We start from the raw sequence: 23922 nt of genomic DNA on the forward strand, positions 1-23922 counted from the left end.
TTTTGCGTTAGGGATTGAACGGCTTGTTTGAGCTCTTTTTTATTTTTCTTAAAAAAAGCGAGTAGTGAAAGCCCGCTCGAACGCCCTAATAAATATATTAAACGTTAAATCTAAAATTCATAATATCGCCATCTTGTACAATGTACTCTTTTCCTTCAATACCTAATTTACCTGCTTCTTTTACTTTTTGCTCACCCCCTAAAGTAACATAATCATCGTATTTTGTTACCTCTGCTCTAATAAATCCTTTTTCAAAATCGGTATGAATAACCCCTGCTGCTTGTGGTGCGGTATCTCCAATATTAATGGTCCAAGCTCGTACTTCTTTAACTCCTACTGTAAAATAAGTTTGTAAATTTAATAACTTATAAGCTGCTCTAATTAAAACAGAGGCTCCTGCTTCTTTTAAACCAATGTCAGCTAAAAACATTTCACGCTCTTCGTAATCATCTAATTCAGTAATATCAGCTTCTGTACCAACTGCTAATACAATTACTTCTGCATTTTCGTCTTTTACTGCTTCTTTTACTGCAGTAACGTAATTATTTCCATTAACTGCTGAACCTTCATCTACATTACAAACATACAATACTGGTTTTGAGGTAATAAACTGTAATGATTGTACAATTTCTTGTTCTTTTTCTGAAAAATTAATGGCTCTTACTGAAACACCTTTTAATAGAGTTTCTTCTACTTTTAATAAAATTTCTAACTCTATTTGTGCCTCTTTATTACCAGTTTTAGCTGTTCTTTTTACACGCTCTAAACGTTTTTGAACTGTTTCTAAATCTTTTAATTGTAATTCTATATCAATAGTTTCTTTATCTCTAATAGGATCTACAGATGCATCAACATGAATAATATTATCGTTATCAAAACAACGCAATACGTGAATAATGGCATCTGTTTCTCTAATATTAGCTAAAAATTGGTTTCCTAAACCTTCTCCTTTACTTGCTCCTTTTACTAAACCAGCAATATCTACAATTTCTACTGTAGCTGGCATTACTCTTTCAGGATTTACCATACCTTCTAAAACCTGAATTCTTGGATCTGGTACGTTTACCACCCCTATATTAGGTTCTATTGTACAAAACGGAAAATTAGCACTTTGCGCTTTTGCATTTGATAAACAGTTAAATAATGTTGATTTCCCTACGTTTGGTAATCCTACAATTCCAGCTTTCATACTATTATTTTATTGAAAATTTGCGTTTGCAAATATACTTGTTTGCTTTGAATTTTAGTGAATTATTTGATATTGAATTATTATTTTTATAACTGAAAAGTTAATTTTATTAAACTATTTTTATTTATATTTAAAAACGTTAATCAAAACACTTGCTTTTTTTTATGAAAAAAACGTCTGAAAAAATTTTATGGAGTTTATTAAAAGATGGTGATTTAAAGGCTTATGGTGTACTTTTTAAAAAATACTATACTAGTTTATATAACTATGGCTTAAAAATTTCTGGGAATAAAGTTATAACCGAAGATTCTATTCAAGAGTTTTTTATGTATTTATATGAACACAGAGAAAACTTAAGTGATTTAAATGTTATTGCTCCTTATTTATTCACTTCTTACAGAAGATTTATTATAAAAATACTTCAAAAAAAACAGAAAATTCATATGGTAAGAGATATTAACGAAAATATTGTTGATATTCAATCTAGTCCTGAAGAATTACTTACTAACAAAGAGTTTAATGATTTTAAAAATAAAAATTTACATATTTTACTTAATAAACTTCCTAATAGACAACGAGAGGTACTGTATTTAAAATATAATTGTGAGCTTAAAACCCAAGATATATCTGAAATAATGGGTATAAATTATCAAAGTGTAGTAAATAATATTCACAAGGCTATAAAGGGTTTAAGGGAGGAAATTAAAATATTACAATTATTTAATTCCTAAATTTGTGTTTCAAAACAGAGTATATATTATAATATATATGCTTATAATTAATATGAACAAATGTTTTAAATATAAATTATTGATGATAAATAAAACAAACCATACTATTAATGATTTTTTAAATGATGATTCTTTTAAAAATTGGGCATTAAACTCAATGTTAAATGACAATTCCTCTTTTTGGAGCTCTTGGTTAACAAATAATCCTGATAAAAAGAAATTAGTCGAGGAAGCTAAAGATATTATTATAGCACTGCACAATAAAGAATTTACTTTTTCAGATGAAAAAGTAAATTTTGAATGGAAAAAACTAGAAGATAAACTTATACAAAAACAAAAAAATATTAAAAAATAAATTATTTATCTAAGTCCCCCCCTTTTTTATATTTTCGTTATCATAAACGTAAACTTCCTTATTTTTTTTCTAAAATTAAAATTCTTATCATTAAATAAGTTGTTACTTCTACTCTATTTATTATGTTTTAATATATGTTTTTCTAAGTAATAAAAACAAGTGTATTATAAACCTTCATTTTTACTACCTACAATTATTTTATCAAAAAACGCAAAATATACTTAAATTAGGTTGACTAAAAAGTTATATTAAAAAAATAAACTTTTTAAGAGCTAAAAAAGCAACTTATTTTAGGTTGGTTAATACCAAAAACTCAAAAACATTAAGTAACTTTAACTATTATTAAACTCATTCTTTATTAAATTATAACTAATATTTTTACAATATTAAACGCGCTAATTATAACACAAATGATAGAACATTATATAACTTGGTGGAATGTAGAAAATTTATTTGATATAAAAACTTCGTCAAGAAGACCTAAATGGTTAGCAAAAACCTTAGCAAAAGAATTAAAGTATTGGAATAGTACTTTACTTGAAAAAAAACTAAATAACCTTGCTTCGGTAATGATACAGATGAATCAAAAAAAAGGGTCTGATATTTATGGATTATGTGAAATAGAAAACCTTTTTGTTCTTGAAAAATTATCTAAAATATTAAATATACTATTACCTCATAGAAACTATAACGTAATTCATCATAATACAGATGATAAAAGAGGTATTGATATTGGAGTTATACATGATTCTAATAAATATAAAATTAAACAACTAGATGGTGAAAATAAAATTTTTACTTATAGAATAACAAAACGATCTCCGACAAGAGATATTTTACAAGTAGAATTTGAGACTAAAAAAGGGAATGATTTAGTTTTATTACTAAACCATTGGACTTCTAGAATGGCTGGTAAATTTGAATCTGAACCTTATAGAATTATATCTGCCGAAACATTAAGCTACTGGGTTATGCGAATACAAGAAATACTTGGTGATAAGGTACCGATAATAGTAATGGGTGATTTTAATGATGAGCCTTTTGACAGGTCTTTAACAGAATACGCACTTTCAACAAATAATCTTGAAAAAGTTAAAGCAGGCAGAAACCCATACTTATATAATTTAATGTGGGAATTGGCAGGAAATAGGTTAGGAACTTATGTATATGGCTCTAATTCGAGTATTCTCGATCAAATTTTAGTTTCAAAAGGACTTTTATTTTCTAATAGTAATATTCAAATTGGAAGTGAAACTGCTAAAATTGAAGTATTTAAAGGCATGCTTAAAGGTAAATATAAAGTTCCTGTAAGGTTTAAGGTTTCTGATAAAAAATATAATACCAATGGTTTTAGCGATCATCTTCCTATTTCAATAAAATTAACAGAAAAATAAAATAGATTAATTTTTAAACATATACACAGTTTATGAAATACTGCCTTTATATTTTTAGATAGTATTCTATCTAATGTGTTTTTTTATATAATAGATATTAATACAAAAACTATCCAATAAATTAACAGATTTAAACCTATTAATTTATTGGATATATGTTTATTTTTTGTGCAAAATCAATCAATACTCATACTATTAAAGCTAATTATAACTTCATTTGAAACTACCTTTTGAGACAACTCACCACTATTATCATACATTTTTTCTTCCATACAAAGATGCTGAACTACATCCCAAGTCATTCTTACCTCTACGGAAGATCCGCTTACTTCATCTGCTCTAATTAACTGCGAAAAAGATTTAGAATCATGACTATATGTTACTTTCTCAGAAGTAAATAATAAATCTTCAAAAATTTCTAAAAAATCATCTGAACTCATTGTGCCTTCAACTTTAACAAAATAATCTCCACTTTTTGATGTATCAAACATTTCACTTGTCCAAACTGTAGTATCAACTACATCATCACATATTTCTTCCGTTTCATCAACATCATCAATAATATTATTATCTTCATCAACATTAACTTCTCTAATTTCACAATCACAATTTAAATGTGGCCTATCTGGTTCTGTATCATATATACCACTAGCATCTTGACAAGTATCACAACCCTCACCATCATGATTAAATTCCCATTTAGAATAATATTTCTCACTCATACTATTATATTTTATTTGTTAACATTCTTAATTCTAAAAATGTTTTTGATAATTTTACAAACTTATTTCCGTTCCATTCAAAAGTATTTTTTAATTCAATATCTTTTTCTTTAAAAAATACAGGAAGTACTTTAATTTTGTTTGTATAAATAGCGTTTTCGTTTTGTTTTTGTTGTATTGATCTTAAACCAATACTTCCATTTTTATATAGCTTTGTAATGTAATATTGATCATTAACACTAACATCATCAATAGCCAAGTTTAAAGTTTTGAATTTATCTCCAGGGTTTATGGTATTACTATTTTTTCTATTTATTTTTTTATCTCCTTTTGTTAAAATAATGGTATCACTAACTTTTTTAGTTAATTGAAAGTTTTTTATAAATAAAATTTGGTTAAACCCTTTTGCATCTATAAATATTTTATGCTTTCCGTATTCTATTCTAGAAACAAAAAACTTACCTTCTTCATTAGTTATTGTTTCTCTATTATTTAAATAAATATTTGCATTAGCAATTCCTTTATTATTTTTATCTTTTAAAATTCCATAAAACACAGTCGTAAATTTTGTTTCAATAGCTTTTTTTTGAATTTCAAAAGCTTCGTCTAAAGTTATACTCTTTTTTATTAACCCCTTCTCTTTTCCTTCCTCAACAATATCTACCAATTTTTGAGGTTTTTTAGAATACAACTCTGCTAAACCTTGTAAACCTGATTTTTGAAATACTTCTGCTAACTGATTATTGTTAGTTACCTCTAAAAATAATGCTTGAGTAATAAAATCTTTAAGTTTTTTTTGAATTTTACCCTCTCCTTTAAATCGTTTTTTTAAAGTTGATTGCTTTAACACAATTAAATCCTCACTTAATAATATTCCTCTTTTATTAAACAGTTTTTCGTAAGAAGACCCTATGCCTTCAATAGTTGAAATAGAATGAACATTTTTTTTCATATAACATATTTTAATTAACCCCCTTTTACTTTGCATAAAAGTAAAATAAAAGGGTATTCATTAAAATGATATTTATCAGTTTAAAATATATTTGTTAGCTAAAAATAACTAAACGTTTACCTACTGCGCTGCCTTTTTATATTTTATAACTTATTAAGCCTTTTCAATTAACATATGCTTCTGTACTAATTTTTGTTAGTTTTTCATAAAAAAATGTTAAAATTAATGAGTATAAAAATTTACTACTGCCCTTATTATAGTATAACTAATAATTTATTTTTTACTATTCATAATAAATTATTAACCAAACTAATAATAACTAAATATTGTTTTATGAAAAAAATTACACTTTTATTATTCACAATACTATGCAGTAGTATTATGTGGGCGCAATCAAAAATATCAGGAACTATTGTAGATAGTGGAAACCAACCACTACCGGGTGCTAATATTATTGAAAAAGGAACCGCTAACGGAACAAACTCAAATTTTAATGGAACATTTAATTTAACTACCAAAAAAGGAGCAACGCTAATTGTTAGTTTTTCAGGGTTTGAAACTCAAGAAATAACTCTAAATGGAAAAAAAACATTAAAAATTATTTTAAAAGAAGGTTTAGAATTAGATGAAGTTCTTATTACCGGTTCTAGAACTCCAGCTAGAAGTAATACAAAAAGTGCACTACCTATAGATGTAGTGTCGTCAAAAGACTTACAATCTACAGGACAAGCTACTTTCGATAAAGCTTTACAGTATAAAATACCTTCTTTTAATACTGTACAAACCCCTGTTAATGATGCAACTTCATTACTAGACCCTTATGAAATTAGAAATATGGGACCTAGTAGAACTTTAGTATTAATAAACGGTAAACGTAAAAATTTAAGTGCATTATTATATACACAAACATCACCTGGACGTGGTGAAACTGGTGCTGATATTTCAGGAATACCGACTGATGCTATTAAATCTGTAGAAGTTCTTAGAGATGGAGCCTCTGCTCAATATGGATCAGATGCAATTGCTGGGGTTATTAACATTATTTTAAAAGACAGTTTTAAACCAGGATCTGCTACTTTTAGATCTGGTATTACTGCAGAAGGAGATGGTGAAATGCTAGGTGTAAGTGTAAATAATGGCTCTACTATAGAAAATGGAAAAGGTTTTATTAATTACACTATAGATTTTTCTAAAACTGCACTAGCCAATAGACCTGGTAAAGTAAATGCTGAAGGAGAGGCTGATAGTAATACAGGTTTTGGTGCTGACTTGAATGTTGTTAAAGAATTTTTAGCTAGAAAACCAGATGCAGGTAATATTAATGGATCACCAGAAACAGCTGCCTCTAAGTTTAATATTAATTTTGGATTAGATATAGCTGAAAACACTCAATTATATGGAAATGCGGCTTACGTATTTAAAAAAGTAAACTCTTTTGCTAATTACAGAACTCCATATTGGAGAACTGTTGAAAGTATGCCTTATTTAGCTAGCTTTTTTCCAGGAAATCATCCTACTAACCCAGGTGGTTATGATGGTTATGTTCCTACTTTTGAAGGTGATTTAAATGACTATAATGGTACTATTGGAATAAAAACTAAAATTAACGACTGGAATGTTGACCTAAGTTTTACAACTGGAGGAAATACACAAACATATAAAGTAAACAACTCACATAATAGAAATGACATAGCTTCTGACCCAGTGTGGATTGACTCTAATAACAATCATATTGTTGATGATGGTGAAATTAGCTTTACATCATTATACAGAGAAAACAGCCCAAGATCATTTGATCCAGGAGGTACAAGTTTTTCTCATAATGTAGGTAACATTGATATTAATAAAATTTTATCTGATAAAGTTAGTATTGGTTTTGGAGCCGAATTTAGAAATGAATTATTTGAAGTTATTCAAGGTACAAAAGCGTCATACGCAGGTGGCGGAGCAGATTCTTTTGCAGGAAACCAACCAGAAAATTCTGGTAGTTGGAGTCGTTATAATCTTGGTGGTTATTTTAGTTTAGATTATGATATTAGTGAAGCTTTTTTAATAAGTGGAACTGCTAGAGCAGAAAACTATTCTGATTTTGGTAGTACTTTTGTTTATAAATTAAGTTCTAGATTAAATTTAAATGATAATTTAACAGCTAGAGGTTCTGTATCTTCAGGATTTAGAGCTCCTACTTTACATCAAATTTACACACAAAAAGCTCAATATAGTTTTAGTGGTGGCGGTATTATAGTTGGTGGTTTAGTTAATAATGTTTCTCCTGAAGCACATGCATTAGGTATAGATAAATTAGATGCTGAAACATCTACAAATATAACTGTAGGTTTGGGTGGTAAATTAGACAATGGTATTACGTTTACGCTAGATTATTACAATATTGCTGTAAAAGATAGAATTATTTTAAGTACTGAAATTACAGGAACTGCTTTTGATGGTGACGGTAATAATATTGGTACTACACCTTTAGATGATGTTTTAAGAGATGGTGGTATTAAAGACCTTAGTTTCTTTGCTAATGCTATTGACACCAGAACTTCTGGATTAGATGTTGTTGTTAGTAAAAAGAATATTAAATTAGGTTCAGGAAAATTAGGTTTAAACTTATCAGGAAACTATACAATTGAAAACAAGCGTACAGGAAGTGTAAAAAATCCTTCTTTAATTGAAAATGCAGGTCAATCTGTAGTTAATGCTACTCAAGAAGCTCTATTCTTTACCTCACGTCCTGAAACAAAATGGATTTTAGGAGCTAATTATGATATTGGTAAGTTTGGACTATCTTTAAATAATACTTATTTTGGCAAAACTAAATTTCAGCAAGGAGATTTAAATCCTAATATAAGTACTGAATTTACTCCAAAAGTTGTTACCGATTTAGGAATAAACTTTAACACAACAGATAAAATTACCATTGCTTTAAATATAAATAATATATTAAATGTATTGCCTGAATGGAACTTTAAAGCAAATAATGCTGCCGGACAAGCAATTATAGATGATACTACAATTACAGCTTCTGGTTTAACACAAATTCAAAATGAATCTAATGCTATAACTTTTAATCAACGTTACTCTCAAATGACGTATGATGGGTATCATTTTAGCCAATTAGGTACTATGTTTAACTTGTCTATAAATTATCAATTTTAATTGTTTTTTGTTTTTATTAATTATTTTTCTAGAAAGCCAAAATTGTAAAAATTTTGGCTTTCTTCTTTTTTAATTATTATTTTTAGTAGCGGTAAATCATACTTTAAAAAACTTAAACTTAATAAAAATATTTAGCCCCGATTGAAGCATTTGTTTGAGCTCTTTTTTTATTTTTCTTCAAAAAAAAGCGAGTGCGAAAAGCGGGAAATAGCTTCTAATTATATTTTTGTTTTAAAAAAAATGTTTTAAAAATCATAAAAAAAGTCCTGAGTAAAACTCAGGACTTTTTTTATTTAAAATATAATTATTCATTATGCATAAAGCGTTGTTTTGCTAACAACTCCTCCTCTGTTTCTACATTATCATCATCAGGCACACAACAATCTACAGGACAAACTGCTGCACATTGAGGTTCTTCATGAAAACCTTTACATTCTGTACATTTATCTGCTACGATATAATATATTTCATCTGAAATAGGTTCTTGATCTTCATCTGCATTAGCTTTTGTTCCACTTGGTAAAACCACGTTTCCTTTTAAATCTGTTCCGTCTGCATATTTCCAATCATCAGCTCCTTCATAAATTGCTGTATTTGGACACTCTGGTTCACAAGCACCACAATTTATACATTCATCTGTTATTATAATTGCCATAATTAATCTGTTTCAGTTTTGTAACTTTGCAGTTGCAAAAATAGTTCCAAATTAATTTAGAAACAAAATAAATGGATACAATCCAAAATAGAATTGAAGCTTTTATAAAATTAGGTGTTTTTTTAAGTCAATTTTCTCAAAAAGGAATTGAAAAAAAAGAAAACATAGAGCATAACGAATTGTTTTTTGATGGTTTTAAGCATCAATTAAAAATAGCCGAAGAAAACAATAAATGGTTTACAAATGATAATTTATTGTTTGCTACCCAAAGTTGGAGCAAAGCATTATCTGAAAAAAATATTCAACAATGGGTTGCTAATCAAAACTTAGGAACTAATACCCCTAAAAAAGTTGCCATTATTATGGCAGGTAATATTCCGTTGGTAGGGTTTCATGATTTTTTATCTGTATTAATTTCAGGACATACTGTTTTAGTAAAACAATCATCTAACGACAAACATTTATTACCCTTTTTAGCTAAGTATTTAGAATATGTTGCTCCTGAATTAAAAGGAAAAATTAGCTTTACAGAAGATAAACTACCTAAATTTGATGCCGTAATTGCTACGGGTAGTAATAATACAGCACGTTATTTTGAATATTATTTTAAAGGAAAACCTAATATTATTAGAAAAAGCAGAAATTCAGTAGCAGTTTTAACGGGTAATGAAACTAAACAAGATTTTGAGAATTTAAGTGATGATGTGTTTCGTTATTTTGGTTTAGGGTGTCGTTCGGTTTCAAAATTATTTGTACCTAAAAATTATAATTTTGAATGTTTTTTTAAAGGGATGTATAATAAACAAGATATTATTAACAATGCTAAATATGCTAATAATTACGATTATAATAAAACCGTGTATTTAATGAGCGAGTTTGATATTTTAGAAAATGGTTTTTTAATGATTAAAGAAGATCAAAGTTACACCTCGCCAATTGCTTCTATTTTCTACGAATACTACGATAGTACTGAAAGTTTAAAAGCTAAAATTAAGCAAGAAACAGCACAAATTCAATGTGTAGTTGCTAATAATTTTATTGACAATGAAATTGCTTTTGGACAAACACAGCACCCTGAGTTGTGGGATTATGCCGATGGAATTAATACCTTAACTTTTTTATCGGAAATTTAAAGATGAACTCCTTATAAATTTTGCACCTTTGTTATTTAAAACATGTAATAAGTAATGAAAAAACATAACTTTAGCGCTGGACCGTGTATTTTACCACAAGAGGTATTACAAAAAGCTTCTGAGGCTATTATAAATTTTAATGATGATAATCTTTCATTAATTGAAATTTCTCACCGAAGCAAACCTTTTGTTACTGTTATTGAAAAGGCTCGTAGGTTAGTTTTAGAACTATTAAGCTTAGAAAACAAAGGTTATAAAGTATTATTTTTACAAGGTGGTGCTAGTGCTCAATTTTTAATGACTGCCTATAATTTATTAAATAAAAAAGCAGCATACTTAAATACAGGAACATGGAGTTCTAAGGCTATTAAAGAAGCTAAATTATTTGGAGAAGTTGTAGAAGTTGCTTCTTCAAGTAATAATAATTTTAATTATATTCCTAAAAACTATACTATTCCTACAGATATAGATTATTTTCACTGTACTAGTAATAATACTATTTATGGAACTCAAATGAAAAGTTTTCCTAAAACTACAGCTCCTTTAGTATGTGATATGAGTTCTGATATTTTTTCACGTCAGTTAGACTTTTCTAAATTTGATTTAATATATGCCGGTGCTCAAAAAAATATGGGTCCCGCAGGAACAACTCTTGTGGTAGTTAAAGAAACTATTTTAGGAAAAGTAACACGAAAAATTCCTTCAATGTTAAATTATCAAACTTTTATTGATAAGGAAAGCATGTTTAATACCCCCCCTGTTTTTGCTATTTACACCTCAATGTTAACACTAGAATGGTTAAAAAATTTAGGCGGAATTGAATTTATTGAAAAAGTAAACAAGCAAAAATCGGCACTTTTATATGCTGAAATAGATAGAAACCCTTTATTTAAAGGCACTGCTACAAAAGAAGATCGAAGCCATATGAATGCCACTTTTGAGCTAACAAACCAAGCTTTAAAACAACAATTTGACACACTTTGGAAACAAGCTAACATCAATGGTTTAGAAGGGCATAGAAGCGTTGGTGGTTACCGTGCAAGTATGTATAACGCCTTACCACTATATAGTGTACAAGCTTTAGTAGATGTTATGCAAGAGTTAGAACGAATAAATTAATATATCAATATTAAAAACTTAAACACTAATTTTTTTAAGTTTTTAATATTGATTTTTTGAATAAAAAAACAATGAAAATATTAGTAAACGACGGAATTTTAGAAAGCGGAAAAACTACTTTAGAAAACGCAGGATTTGAAGTAATAATAACTAATGTTGCACAAGAGCAATTAGATAAATTTATTAATGATGAAGGTATTAATGCTATTATTATTAAAAATAGTACCCAAATACATGCAGAGTTAATTGACAATTGCCCTAGCTTAAAATTAATAGCAAATGCAAGTACTAATAACGATAATATAGATGTTATTTATGCTCAAGAATGTGGTGTACAAGTTGTAAATATTTCTGACGCTAGTGCTAATGCTATTGCCGAACTTGTTTTTGCTCACTTATTAGGAATGGCTCGTTTTTTACACCAAGCAAATAGAGAAATGCCTTTAGAGGGTGATGTAAGTTTTAATACCTTAAAAAAACATTTTTCTAACGGAACAGAGTTACGAGGAAAAACATTAGGTATCATTGGAATGGATATTAGCGGACAACAAGTAGCTAAACTTGCTTTAGGCTTAGGTATGAAGGTAATTGCTTTTGATGTTGAATATCAAAATACACTATTAATTCCTGTTGATTTTTACAATGGTCAAGTTATTGATATTGAAATTGAATTAACAAGTGCTGACGAAATTTTAAAAGATGCTGATTTTATTAGCTTACACTTAGCAACCCAAGATGGATATGTTATTGGCGCTAAAGAATTTAAAAAAATGAAAAATGGGGTTGGTTTTATAAATGTTGCTCAAAGTGGTTTAGTAGATGAGGTTGCCTTAATAAATGCTATTGAAAGTGGTAAAGTAAAATACGCTGGGCTAGATACTTTTGAAAATCAGCCAACACCTGAAATTCAATTATTAATGAAGCCTGAACTTTCATTAACCCCTAATATAGCTTCTTATACAATAGAAGCGCAACATAAAATAGGTACTGAACTAGCTACTAAAATAATCAATTCTTTACACGTATAAAATAAATTATTAATGGCAATTGTAAAACCGTTTAAAGCTGTTAGAGCTACTAGAGATAAAGTTGCTTTAGTTTCTGCTAAATCTCATGAAATTTATACCCAAAAAATGCTAGAAGCTAAACTAGCATTTAATCCGTATAGTTTTTTACACGTAATAAATCCTGGGTACAAATATCACAAACAAGATATTAGTGGTGAACAGCGCTTTAAACTGGTACACAACAGGTATTTAGAATTTAAGGAAGATGAGGTTTTTAAACAAGATGAGGTTGCTGGTTTTTATATTTATCAAAAAACAACAGCTACTAATTCTTTCTGCGGTATTATAAGTGCAACCTCTGTTGAAGACTATCATAATAATACCATAAAAAAACATGAAGGAACTTTAAAAGAAAGAGAGCTTTTATTTGAAAATTATTTAAAAAACACAGGCTTTAATTCTGAGCCTGTGCTACTCACCTACCCTGACAACACCATTATTAATAAAATTGTTGCAAAATATAAGCAAAAGAGAGCTGAATATGAATTTTCTACTACTGATAAAGATCATCATTTGCTATGGGTTATTAATGATAAAAATGACATTGATCAAGTAATAGAGGCTTTTAAAGCTATTGAAACCCTTTATATTGCCGATGGTCACCATCGCTCTACCTCGGCTTGTTTGCTAGCTAAAAATTTAGCAAAAAAAAATCCGAAGCATACAGGTAAAGAAGATTATAACTTTTTTATGAGTTACCTATTACCAGAAAGTCAATTAAGCATTTATGAGTTTAATAGATTTATAAAAGATTTAAATGGCTTAACTCCTCATGAGTTTTTAATAGAGTTAGATACTTTTTTTAGAATAGAAAATAGAGGTCAGGAATTATACAAACCCAAAGAGAAACATCAATTTAGTATGTATTTAAATGGCGAATTTTATGCCTTACATTTACGTAAATCAAGATATGATTTTAAAAATGCTTTAAGTAAATTAGATGCGCAAATTTTATATCAAACAATTTTAAATCCTATATTAGGAATTAAAGATATTAGAAACGCTTCTCAAATAATGTACTCACAAGATAAGTCTGACAGTTTAGAGTTAAAAACAAAAGTTGATAATGGTAATTTTAAAGTTTCCTTTGGAATGTTGCCAACCACTATACAAGAACTAAAAGAAATTGTAGATGCCAATATGTTAATGCCTCCTAAAACCACTTATATTGAGCCTAAACTAAGAAGTGCTTTAACCATTTATGAATTTTGATATATAGAAATAATGACAGGAATTAAAGAAAACCTTACTGAAATACAAAAAACTATTCCAAAAAATGTAACCTTAGTTGCAGTATCAAAAACCAAACCTATTGCAGATATTCAAGAAGCCTACAATGCTGGTCAACGAATATTTGGAGAAAACAAAATTCAAGAAATGGTTACTAAATTTGATGCCTTACCTAAAGACATTGAATGGCATATGATAGGACATTTACAAAGTAATAAAGTAAAATACATGGCTCATTTTGTTAATCTAATTCATGGTGTAGATAGTTTTAAAACACTTAAAGAAATTAACAAACAAGCAAAAAAACATAATAGAGTTATTAACTGTTTATTACAAGCTCGTATAGCAAAAGAAGAAACCAAATTTGGTTTATCGTTTGATAAAATTAATACAATTATTAGCGCTGAAGAAACTTTAGCGCTACAAAACATCAAAATTGTTGGTCTTATGGGAATGGCTACCTTTACAGGTAATCAAAAACAATTACAAGAAGAATTTTTAAGTTTAGCAAACTTCTTTAATCAAAGTAAAAAACAACATGCTGATTTAAAAATATTATCAATGGGAATGAGTGGTGATTATCAATTAGCTATAAAAAACGGAAGTAATATGGTAAGAATTGGTAGTGCTATTTTTGGAGTTCGAAATTATATTGTTTAAATTTACGGTAATCAGTTAAAAAAAAAAGTATTGTACGCAATTTTAGATATTGAAACAACAGGAGGAAAATTTAATGAAGAAGGAATCACAGAAATTGCTATTCACAAATTCGACGGGCATCAAGTAGTTGACCAATTTATAAGTTTAATAAACCCTGAGAGAGAAATTCAAGAGTTTGTTGTAAAATTAACAGGTATTAATAGTAAAATGCTTCGTAATGCACCCAAATTTTATGAGGTAGCTAAACGAATTATTGAAATTACGGAAGGCTGTATTATTATAGCTCATAATGCGAGTTTTGATTATCGTATTTTACGTACAGAATTTAACCGATTAGGATTTGATTTTCAAAGAAATACACTTTGTACAGTAGCGCTTAGTAAAAAATTAATACCTGAAGCCCCATCTCATAGTTTAGGTAAATTATGTAAGTTTATAGGTATCCCTATGGTAGACAGACATAGAGCTAACGGAGATGCTTTAGCAACAGTACAACTATTTAAATTATTATTAGAAAAAGATATTAATAAAACTATTATTCAACAGTCTATAAAATATGCTGACAATAGACATCAGAAACAACGCTATATAAAAATACTAGAGCAATTACCTGAAAAAGAAGGCCTCTTTTATATACATAGTGAACAAGGAGTTATTATATATATTGGAAGAGGTAAAAATATTAAACAAGAGGTAAATAAATTATTTTTAAAAGATAGCCCTAAGGCTTTAAAAATAATAAAAAGAGTTAATCATATTACTCATGAAGAAACAGGTAATTTACTATTCACTCGCCTAAAATATCATTTAGAACTTGTAAAATTACGACCTAAATTTAATATTATTCGTAAACGTAAAAAAATTGAAAAAAATTTTAATCATGATAACTTATTAATTATTGATAAAGGAAGAACACCAGAAGAACATGCTGTTATTTTAATAGAAAATAATGTTGTTCTAGGATATGCTTACACTAATTTAGCTTTTCAAGAAAATCAACTTACTGTTCTAAAATCAATGTTAACCGCTATTGAAAGTGCCGACTTAGCTAAAACCATTATTAAAAACTACTTACTTAAAAATAAAGTAGTTAAAATAGTACGATGGGATCTTAAAGAAGAATTATAATATTATTTTAAGTATTTTTAAATATATTTTTTTTTGAAAAACGAAGTAAAAAACTGGAAAGAGAAACTACATGAAGTAATATATGAAGCAGATACTCCTGCTGGTAAATTATTTGATGTTGTTTTATTAATAGCTATTTTAGTAAGTATTTTATTAGTAATGCTTGAAAGTGTAGAGAGTATTGATAATAAATATCATGATTTATTAAATATTTCTGAATGGATTATAACCTTTTTATTTACCATTGAATATTTTGCAAGAATAATATCAATTAAAAAACCATCAAAATATATTTTTAGTTTTTATGGTATTGTAGATTTCTTATCTACTGTTCCTAAATACTTATCATTATTTTTAGTTGGTTCTCATAGCTTAGTTGCTTTAAGAGCTTTTAGACTGCTTAGAATATTTAGAATTCTTAAAGTTTCTAGATACATTGGCGAATCTAATCAATTAATAAAATCACTGAATGCTAGTAAAGCTAAAGTTGGTGTTTTTTTATACTTTGTACTTATTATATGTATTATTTTAGGGGCTGTTATGTATTTTGTAGAAGGTGCCGAAAACGGCTTTACAAGTATTCCTAGAAGCATCTATTGGTCTATCGTTACCTTAACAACTGTTGGTTATGGAGATATTGCTCCACAAACTGCAATAGGTCAATTTATAGCTAGTATTACAGTAATTATTGGATATGCTATTATTGCCATTCCAACAGGAATAGTAAGTTCTGAAATTGTAAAAACAAAAATATCATTAAACACACAAGCCTGCCCCAACTGTGGTACCGAAGGACATGAAGACAATGCTATATATTGTAATCATTGCGGAAGTAAATTACATATTTAAATGAAAAATACACTAATAACTATTGTAGGCGCAACCGCTATTGGAAAAACAGCACTCAGTATAAAACTAGCGCAACATTTTGGTTGTGATATTATTTCATGCGATTCTCGTCAGTTTTTTAAAGAAATGACCATTGGAACGGCTGTTCCTGACACCAATGAACTAGCTGCAGCTCCTCACCATTTTATTCAAAATAGAAGCATTTTTGAAGAATATTCGGTCGGGCAATTTGAAAAAGATGCACTCTCAAAATTAGAAAAACTTTTTATCAAAAATCCTATTCAAATTATGGTTGGCGGTAGCGGATTATATGTTGATGCCGTTTTAAAAGGATTAGATTATTTTCCAGAAGTAGCTACCTCCATAAGAACATCACTTACTAAAGAGTTAGAAGAAAACGGCATTGAGCCACTTCAAAAAAAACTTAAACAATTAGATATTGAAACTTATAATACAATTACAATTGATAATCCGCATCGATTAATGCGTGCTTTAGAAATTTGTATTGGTACTGGTAAAACATATGCTTCTTTTAAAAATAAACCAAAAGCACCCCGTACTTTTCAATCGATAAAAATTGGATTAACTGCCAACAGAGAAATTATGTACAATCGTATTAATTGTAGAGTTGATATTATGATGGAGAATGGCTTGTTAGAAGAAGCTAAAAAAATGTATCCTCATAAAGATTTAACAGCTCTAAAAACTGTTGGATATCGTGAATTATTCGAGTATTTTGATGATAATTTCACCAAAGAATTTGCTATTGAAGAAATTAAAAAGAACACGCGTCGTTTTGCTAAAAGACAAGGAACTTGGTTTCGAAAGGATAAAGAAATAATTTGGTTCGATTTTCAAGATAATACACAAAATATTATAGATACTTTAGAAGCTAAAATTTAAAAATAGTATCGCATTTTTTAACAGTATCAAAAATATTTTTATTGATGGATATTTATTCTAAAGATTTGCAATTACAATACGAAGGATTTTTAAAAACACCTTTTCTATGGAATGGAAAAGGTGTTTTTAATTTACATCAATTTGAAATAACTTCTAATAATACAGCCTCCTTTACAACAACTATTATCAAAAAACCACGTTTAGGTAAATTGGTAGAACGTTTTGTTACTTTTGAACTTCAGCAAAACCCACTCATTAAAATAATAGCTGAAAATATACAAATTCAACAAGAAAAAATAACGCTTGGCGAATTAGATTGTTTATTATTAAAAGATCAAGAACCAATTCATTTAGAAATTATTTACAAATTTTATTTATATAATAATTCCGTGGGAGAAACAGAAATTGAACGCTGGATTGGTCCTAACAAAAAAGATTCTTTAGTACAAAAATTAACAAAACTAAAAGAAAAACAACTACCACTACTCTATTCTGAACAGTGTTTACCTTATTTAAATAATCTAAATTTAGATGCTGAAAAAATAAAACAACAACTGTATTTTAAAGCGCAATTATTTGTACCATTAAAAGATTACGGAAAAGAACTTCCTTTAATAAACAACGATTGTATTATTGGTTTTTATATTACTTTACTTGAACTAAACCAATTTAAAAACTGCAAGTTTTATATTCCAAATAAACATAATTGGCTAGTACAACCTCATACAAATATTGATTGGTTAAGTTTTAATAGCTTTACAACAAACCTTCAAACGTTTTTAACTGAGAAAAGAGCGCCACTTTGTTGGTTAAAAAAAACAAACGGACAGCTTATTAAATTTTTTGTTATTTGGTGGTAAATTATTCTTTAAAATATCAAAATATTGTTTCTTGTAAAAAAGCCTAGTAGCCCTGATTGTAGCATTTGTTTGAGCTCTTTTTTATTTTTCTTTTCGAAAAAATAAAAAAAGCGAGTGCGAAAAGCAGGAAATTGCTTCTAAAAACAGCTATTATACTTTTCTAGAAACTGTTTTTACAGATCTTTTACGTGAAGTTATAAAATAAACTCCTGTTAACAAAACTACTGAAGCGATTACAGATTGTTTGGTTAATTGCTCGTTTAACAAACTCCAACCTAAAAACATAGCAATAACAGGGTTTACATAAGCTGATGTTGAAACTTTTTCTGGAGAAACTACTTTTAGCAAATAATTAAAAGCTGTAAAAGCAATAATACTACCAAAAATTATTAAAAAAAACATAGATCCTTGTGTTTTATACGACCATTTTAATGGTAATATCCACGTTTCATTAAACACAAAACTTGCTACTGCTAATAAAAAACCAGCTATTAACATTTGATAACCAGTGCTAACCAAATGATTTTTAGGTAAATTTGCCTTAGACACAAAAACACTACCATAACTCCAACTAAGCACACAGGTTAAAATCATAAAAATACCCAAAACACTACCCTCTGATGTAGTAATTTTTTGCTGACTAACCAATAAATACATTCCAAATAAGCCTAATAAAACACCTATAATAGATTTTTTTTGTAATCTTTTACCATCTATTAAGCGTAATAAAAACAATACAAACAACGGTTGTGTTGATGCTAATAAGGCAGCAAAACCACTATCAACATATTTTAAAGCCCATACAAAAACTCCGTTTCCGTATACTAAAAATAAAAAACCTGCAATGGCTGAGTTTATAAACTGATTTTTAGTTATTTTTAAAGGTAAATTCATAAATTTAGCTACCAAAATAATTAGTAAACCTGCAAAGAAAAAACGAATTGCTCCTAAATATAAAGGTGGTATTTCGGTTACTGCTATTTTGTTAAATAAATAAGTAGAGCCCCATATTATGTATATAGAAAAAAAAGCTGCTATAATTAATAGTTTAGAATTTTTCATGTGTGCTATATTTTAATATGTAAAAATACTCAATGTTTATAATATGTAAGGTATTTATATTTTAGTAGCTATTTCCCGCTTTTCGCACTCGCTTTTTTTAAGAAAAATAAAAAAGAGCTCAAACAAATGCTACAATCGGGGCTAGGCTAACTAACGTAACTTAGTACTAAAACATAGTTTTTGCCTTTCTAAAACACAAATTAAATTGTTTTAAAGCAAAAAAAATCACCAAACAGGTGATTTTTAAGATACTTTTTAAAAAAAATTATAAAAGTGTTTCTAAATAATGATTTTCAATAGCATATGCTTGTTTTAAACCTGCTATTTTAGCATCAATTTTTGAGGTATCATTCTTTTTTATAGATTTACTTGCCACCAACATTACATTTTTACGCGTATGTTCGTTACTTATAAATTCAAATACTTTGGTATTGTAATTATTTTTTTCTAAAATTAACGCACGAATGGTATCGGTAACCATTTCAAACTGACGCTCTTTAAAAATTCCGTATTTTAATAACGGACTCTCCTGCTCTTTTCCTTTTACTTGCTGACGGATTTGTTTATGACAACAAGGCGCACAAATAATAAGTTCTGCTTTTGCTGATAATCCTTTATAAATAGCATCATCAGTAGCTGTATCACAGGCATGTAATGCTATTAAAATATCAATTTTATTGTTATCGTATTCTTGAATTGGTTGTGCTACAAATGATAAATTAGTAAATGCTGATTTCTCTGCAACATTATTACAATAAGCTACCAACTCTTTACGTAACTCAATACCTGTTACAGTTGCACTGTATTTTTTTTGATTTACCAAATAATCATACAAAGCAAATGTTAAATAACCCTTACCCGACCCCATATCAACAATATTAATATGTTTTGGCAATTTGGTCGATTTTAATAAGCCTTCAATAATTTCTAAATACTTATTAATTTGACGGTATTTATCTGCCATTTTATGAATAACCTTTCCTTCTTTATCGGTAATTCCTAAATGATGTAAATAACTTCCTGCTTCGGCTAAACGCTCTTTTGGTTTATCGTGTGTTTCTGGTAATTTATGTTTGAAACTAGCAGCATTTTCACGATAAGAAACTAGTTTTCTTTTAGAAATAAATATCAATAAATCTTTAGATAATGTAAACAACGTTGCTGCTCTAAAATTATCCATCAATAAAATTTCTATTTCGGTAATAGCTTCAGTAATTGTATAGTTTTTAACCTTATCATTTGTAGTATAATGATAGGTAAATTGAAACATTTCTGTTCCTTTTATTTTTACCAAACGAACGTATACATTTGGTAATCCATCACTTTTTTTAATAGGTTTACTTAGCGTTAGTTTTACAAAATTATTATCTAAAACACTTTGGTTTAAGGTATCACTTAATTGTTGAAATTCATTCATTTTGCAAAAATAGTTAATATGCTTTATTTTATGGGTAATAAGTAATTAAAATAAAAAATATTGTTTTAAAAAAAAACGATAATAAACAAGTTTGTTTATTATCGTTTTAAACATAAATTATTATTTTTATTATGGTAAAAGAACAGTATCAATTACATGAATAACTCCATTTTTTCCTTGTACATCTGTAGAGGAAATGGTTACCGATTGCATGCTTGAAGTTTCTAATTTAGCTCCATCAGTTAAGTCAACTGTTAACATTCCTGTTGATAACATTGTAATTTCTTGATTATCTTTTAATTCAGATGCTTAAACATTAGCACCATTTACTACATGGTATTTTAATACTGCATCTAAAGTTTCAATTGGCACATCACCTAAAGAGTTCCATGAAGCATTACTATCTAATAAAGCTTGAAAGGCAGTGTTTGTTGGTGCAAATACAGTAAATGGGCCATCTCCATTTAAAACTGATACAAAATCAGTTGTGTGTCTGGTATCTGTTAAAGCAGCTACTAAACTTGTAAAACCATTATTATTTAACGCTAATGTTACAACATTAGGTGGTAACATTACTTTATCTATAATATGTACAATACCATTACTAGCCTCTACATCTACTGTAATAGGTGTAGCATCTCCATTAAACGTTACCCCACCTATTGTTTCAACTTGTAATGATAAGCTTTCATCATTTGGTCCTGTTGCTAAAGTTTTAACATAAGTATCTGATAAATCTGTTGATGCTACTTTTGATGTTAAAACATGAAATTTTAATACTGTAGCTAAAGTTTCTGCCGGAATATCATTTAAAGTATTCCAATCACTATTTGAATCTAACAAATCTTGAAAAGCGCTATTTGTTGGTGCAAAAACAGTGTATGGACCTTCCATTTTTAAAGCATCTACCAAATTAGCTTTTACAACAGCTTCTACAAGAATACTTAATAATGGAGTAGCTGATGCTATTTCAACAATATCTTTTGAATCATTATTTAATCCATCGTTAGAATCATCATCATCACACGATGTTAAAAATGAAAAGCTTAATAATAAACCAAGTGCCGCAATACTTTTGAATTTTTTAATAATCATTTTAATAATAATTTTACGTTAATACCTACTCTGTATTTATTGTCTTTTTTCGGTTAAACCAGACATTGTTTAATCTTTAATCAAAAAACATAAACAATTTGTTTTTTGATTAAAAAATAACGCTTATTAAATTTAATTAAAAGCGTTATCCAAATATATAATATGTTTAACTATAATACAAAAATATTAAACATTAATTTCTTTCTTTTAAAACTGCTTCAATTTCACTTAACGTAAAACCTTTTGCTTTTAAAAGAATTACAATGTGATAAAATAAATCGGCAGCTTCATTTTTAAATAAATCAGCATCATTATCTTTTGCTTCAATAACAAGCTCTACAGCTTCTTCTCCAACTTTTTGAGCAACTTTATTAATTCCTCTTTTATACAATTTATTTGTATATGAAGTTGGATGATCAGTATCAATTCTATCAGAAACAATACGCTCTAATTCATATAAAAAACCTTTTGGAGTTTCATCAGCAAAACATGATGTAGTTCCTTTATGACACGTTGGTCCTGCTGGTATTGCTTTTATTAAAATAGTATCGTTATCGCAATCGATTTGAATATCTTTTACAGCTAAAAAATTACCAGACTCTTCGCCTTTTGTCCATAACCTACTTTTGCTTCTGCTAAAAAAAGTAACTTTTTCAGTTTCTTTTGTTTTTAAGAACGCTTCCTCATTCATATACCCTAACATTAAAACTTGTAATGTGGTATCATTCTGAATTATTACAGGTACTAAACCGTCTCCTTTTGTAAAATCTATATTCATCGTACTGGTATATTTTGTTCTTTTAAGTATTGTTTAAGTTGTGGTACAGGAATTTCTGCAAAATGAAAAATACTTGCTGCTAAACCTGCACTAGCTTGTGTTTTGGTAAAAACGTCTTTAAAATGTACTTCTTTACCTGCTCCTCCTGATGCTATAACTGGAATATTAATAGCACTACTCACTGAGTTTGTTATATCAATTGAAAAACCTGCTTTGGTTCCATCACTATTCATAGAAGTTAATAAAATTTCACCTGCGCCTAACTTTTCTACTTCTTTAGCCCAAGCAACTGTTTCTAATTCAGTTTCATGAGTACCTCCTTTTGTAAATACTTTCCATCTATTATTTACATGTTTAGTATCAATAGCAACTACAACAAACTGACTTCCAAATCTGTTTTTTAAATCGGTAATTAACTGCGGATTTTTTACTGCCGATGAATTAATACTTACCTTGTCTGCACCTGCTTGAATTAACTTTGATGCATCTTCAACAGTACTAATTCCACCACCAACTGTAAACGGTATGTTTATTTCTTGTGCTATTTGCTCAACTAAATCAACTAGTGTTTTTCTGTTTTCTAAAGTAGCAGTAATATCTAAAAACACTAATTCATCAGCGCCATCTTTTACATATTGTTTTGCTAATTCTATCGGATCACCAGCGTCTTTAATATCAACAAAATTAACACCTTTTACAGTTCTTCCGTTTTTAATATCTAAACAAGGTATTATTCTTTTTTTTAACATAGCTTTTGTAATTCTTTTAAGCTGATATAACCTTCGTAAATAGCTTTTCCTAAAATAGCGCCTTCACAACCTATTTCTTTCAACTCTATTAAATCGTCAATACTAGCAACACCCCCACTAGCAATTAAATTTACATCGCTTTTACTTAAAATTTCTTTATATAAATCTACAGAAGCACCTTGTAACATTCCGTCTTTAGCAACATCTGTACAAATAGTATTTTTTACACCTATTTTTTCGTACTCTTTTATAAAGTCAACAACATCTACTTCTGATGTTTCTAACCAACCGTGAGTTGCTATTTTTCTGTTGATACAATCGGCACCTAAAATAATTTTATCGCTACCATATTTAGTTAACCATCCTGTAAAAATGTCAGGATTTTTAACAGCAATACTACCTCCAGTTATTTGACTAGCTCCGTTTTCAAAAGCAATACGTAAATCTTCATCAGATTTTAATCCACCACCAAAATCAATTTTTAAATTAGTTTTAGCTGTAATTTGTTCTAATATTTTATAATTTACAATATGTTGTGATTTAGCTCCATCTAAATCTACTAAATGCAAATACTCAATTCCGTTGTCTTCAAATTCTTTGGCTACTTCAACAGGATTTTCGTTATATATTTTTTTGGTTGCGTAATCACCTTTTGTTAAGCGTACACATTTTCCATCAATAATATCTATGGCAGGTATAATTCTCATTTTCT

At 28.3% G+C, this 23922-nt stretch carries 22 protein-coding genes and 1 pseudogene; 13 read left to right on the top strand and 10 right to left on the bottom strand.

Translation table 11 applies throughout. The annotated features are described in order from the left end of the window. Positions 1-97 precede the first annotated feature (97 nt). The gene (gene ychF / locus ACN5J4_RS02105; RefSeq protein ID WP_418650519.1) at positions 98-1189 is read right to left on the bottom strand and encodes a redox-regulated ATPase YchF; all 1092 of its coding nucleotides are present in this window, start codon (positions 1187-1189) and stop codon (positions 98-100) included. A 164-nt stretch (positions 1190-1353) separates the two neighbouring features. Between ychF and ACN5J4_RS02110 the strand changes: the two genes are divergently transcribed. From ACN5J4_RS02110 to ACN5J4_RS02120, 3 genes are all read left to right on the top strand, one after another. Then, positions 1354-1920: an RNA polymerase sigma factor gene (locus tag ACN5J4_RS02110; RefSeq protein WP_418650520.1), complete on the top strand. Its 567-nt coding sequence runs from the start codon at positions 1354-1356 to the stop codon at positions 1918-1920. Positions 1921-2002: 82 nt separating this feature from the next. Further along, positions 2003-2275 (top strand): hypothetical protein, encoded by a 273-nt coding sequence (locus ACN5J4_RS02115; protein ID WP_418650521.1) that lies wholly within the window; start codon positions 2003-2005, stop codon positions 2273-2275. A gap of 410 nt (positions 2276-2685) precedes the next feature. Further along, positions 2686-3669: an endonuclease/exonuclease/phosphatase family protein gene (locus ACN5J4_RS02120; protein ID WP_418650522.1), complete on the top strand. Its 984-nt coding sequence runs from the start codon at positions 2686-2688 to the stop codon at positions 3667-3669. A 176-nt stretch (positions 3670-3845) separates the two neighbouring features. On the opposite strand, the gene ACN5J4_RS02125 is transcribed toward ACN5J4_RS02120, so the two are convergent. Together ACN5J4_RS02125 and ACN5J4_RS02130 are read right to left on the bottom strand one after the other, a co-directional pair. Next, positions 3846-4391 (bottom strand): hypothetical protein, encoded by a 546-nt coding sequence (locus tag ACN5J4_RS02125; RefSeq protein ID WP_418650523.1) that lies wholly within the window; start codon positions 4389-4391, stop codon positions 3846-3848. 4 nt (positions 4392-4395) lie between these two features. After that, positions 4396-5343: a carboxypeptidase-like regulatory domain-containing protein gene (locus tag ACN5J4_RS02130; protein WP_418650524.1), complete on the bottom strand. Its 948-nt coding sequence runs from the start codon at positions 5341-5343 to the stop codon at positions 4396-4398. A gap of 333 nt (positions 5344-5676) precedes the next feature. On the opposite strand from ACN5J4_RS02130, the gene ACN5J4_RS02135 reads away from it, so the two are divergent. Further along, positions 5677-8505, top strand: a complete 2829-nt coding sequence (locus ACN5J4_RS02135) for a TonB-dependent receptor (protein ID WP_418650525.1) — start codon at positions 5677-5679, stop codon at positions 8503-8505. Between the two features lie 304 nt (positions 8506-8809). On the opposite strand, the gene ACN5J4_RS02140 is transcribed toward ACN5J4_RS02135, so the two are convergent. Then, positions 8810-9160: a 4Fe-4S dicluster domain-containing protein gene (locus ACN5J4_RS02140; RefSeq protein ID WP_418650526.1), complete on the bottom strand. Its 351-nt coding sequence runs from the start codon at positions 9158-9160 to the stop codon at positions 8810-8812. Positions 9161-9231: 71 nt separating this feature from the next. On the opposite strand from ACN5J4_RS02140, the gene ACN5J4_RS02145 reads away from it, so the two are divergent. From ACN5J4_RS02145 to ACN5J4_RS02185, 9 genes are all read left to right on the top strand, one after another. After that, positions 9232-10293, top strand: a complete 1062-nt coding sequence (locus ACN5J4_RS02145) for an acyl-CoA reductase (protein ID WP_418650527.1) — start codon at positions 9232-9234, stop codon at positions 10291-10293. Between the two features lie 54 nt (positions 10294-10347). Further along, positions 10348-11412, top strand: coding sequence for a 3-phosphoserine/phosphohydroxythreonine transaminase (serC, locus tag ACN5J4_RS02150; RefSeq protein ID WP_418650528.1), 1065 nt, complete (start codon positions 10348-10350; stop codon positions 11410-11412). 71 nt (positions 11413-11483) lie between these two features. Further along, on the top strand, positions 11484-12440 hold the full coding sequence (locus tag ACN5J4_RS02155) for an NAD(P)-dependent oxidoreductase (RefSeq protein WP_418650529.1): 957 nt from the start codon (positions 11484-11486) through the stop codon (positions 12438-12440). Positions 12441-12452: 12 nt separating this feature from the next. Next, positions 12453-13691: a DUF1015 domain-containing protein gene (locus ACN5J4_RS02160; RefSeq protein WP_418650530.1), complete on the top strand. Its 1239-nt coding sequence runs from the start codon at positions 12453-12455 to the stop codon at positions 13689-13691. Positions 13692-13703: 12 nt separating this feature from the next. Further along, positions 13704-14369, top strand: a complete 666-nt coding sequence (locus ACN5J4_RS02165) for a YggS family pyridoxal phosphate-dependent enzyme (RefSeq protein ID WP_418650531.1) — start codon at positions 13704-13706, stop codon at positions 14367-14369. Between the two features lie 30 nt (positions 14370-14399). Further along, positions 14400-15497 carry an exonuclease domain-containing protein gene (locus ACN5J4_RS02170; protein ID WP_418650532.1) on the top strand — a complete coding sequence of 366 codons (1098 nt, stop codon included), beginning with the start codon at positions 14400-14402 and terminating at the stop codon, positions 15495-15497. A 33-nt stretch (positions 15498-15530) separates the two neighbouring features. After that, positions 15531-16346, top strand: a complete 816-nt coding sequence (locus ACN5J4_RS02175) for an ion transporter (protein WP_418650533.1) — start codon at positions 15531-15533, stop codon at positions 16344-16346. After that, positions 16347-17249, top strand: a complete 903-nt coding sequence (gene miaA / locus ACN5J4_RS02180) for a tRNA (adenosine(37)-N6)-dimethylallyltransferase MiaA (protein WP_418650534.1) — start codon at positions 16347-16349, stop codon at positions 17247-17249. Between the two features lie 44 nt (positions 17250-17293). Further along, positions 17294-18109, top strand: coding sequence for a DUF1853 family protein (locus ACN5J4_RS02185; RefSeq protein WP_418650535.1), 816 nt, complete (start codon positions 17294-17296; stop codon positions 18107-18109). Between the two features lie 150 nt (positions 18110-18259). On the opposite strand, the gene ACN5J4_RS02190 is transcribed toward ACN5J4_RS02185, so the two are convergent. The 6 genes and pseudogenes from ACN5J4_RS02190 to hisA form a co-directional block, all read right to left on the bottom strand. Further along, positions 18260-19171 (bottom strand): EamA family transporter, encoded by a 912-nt coding sequence (locus ACN5J4_RS02190; protein ID WP_418650536.1) that lies wholly within the window; start codon positions 19169-19171, stop codon positions 18260-18262. Between the two features lie 265 nt (positions 19172-19436). Further along, entirely contained in the window at positions 19437-20588 is a 1152-nt protein-coding gene (locus tag ACN5J4_RS02195) for a class I SAM-dependent methyltransferase (RefSeq protein ID WP_418650537.1), read from the bottom strand. A gap of 129 nt (positions 20589-20717) precedes the next feature. Continuing rightward, positions 20718-21683 (bottom strand): annotated as a pseudogene (locus ACN5J4_RS02200) (fasciclin domain-containing protein). A 193-nt stretch (positions 21684-21876) separates the two neighbouring features. Beyond that, a complete protein-coding gene (gene hisIE / locus ACN5J4_RS02205; protein WP_233900287.1) occupies positions 21877-22461 on the bottom strand; it encodes a bifunctional phosphoribosyl-AMP cyclohydrolase/phosphoribosyl-ATP diphosphatase HisIE in 585 nt (194 codons plus the stop codon). Further along, the gene (gene hisF / locus ACN5J4_RS02210; RefSeq protein WP_418650538.1) at positions 22458-23210 is read right to left on the bottom strand and encodes an imidazole glycerol phosphate synthase subunit HisF; all 753 of its coding nucleotides are present in this window, start codon (positions 23208-23210) and stop codon (positions 22458-22460) included. Before hisF ends, hisIE begins: the two co-directional genes overlap by 4 nt. Next, a complete protein-coding gene (gene hisA, locus ACN5J4_RS02215; protein ID WP_418650539.1) occupies positions 23204-23917 on the bottom strand; it encodes a 1-(5-phosphoribosyl)-5-[(5-phosphoribosylamino)methylideneamino]imidazole-4-carboxamide isomerase in 714 nt (237 codons plus the stop codon). The genes hisF and hisA overlap by 7 nt, the downstream gene beginning before the upstream one ends. Positions 23918-23922: the final 5 nt, after the last annotated feature.

The organism is Tenacibaculum aestuariivivum (assembly GCF_964507685.1).
GTDB lineage: Bacteria > Bacteroidota > Bacteroidia > Flavobacteriales > Flavobacteriaceae > Polaribacter > Polaribacter aestuariivivum.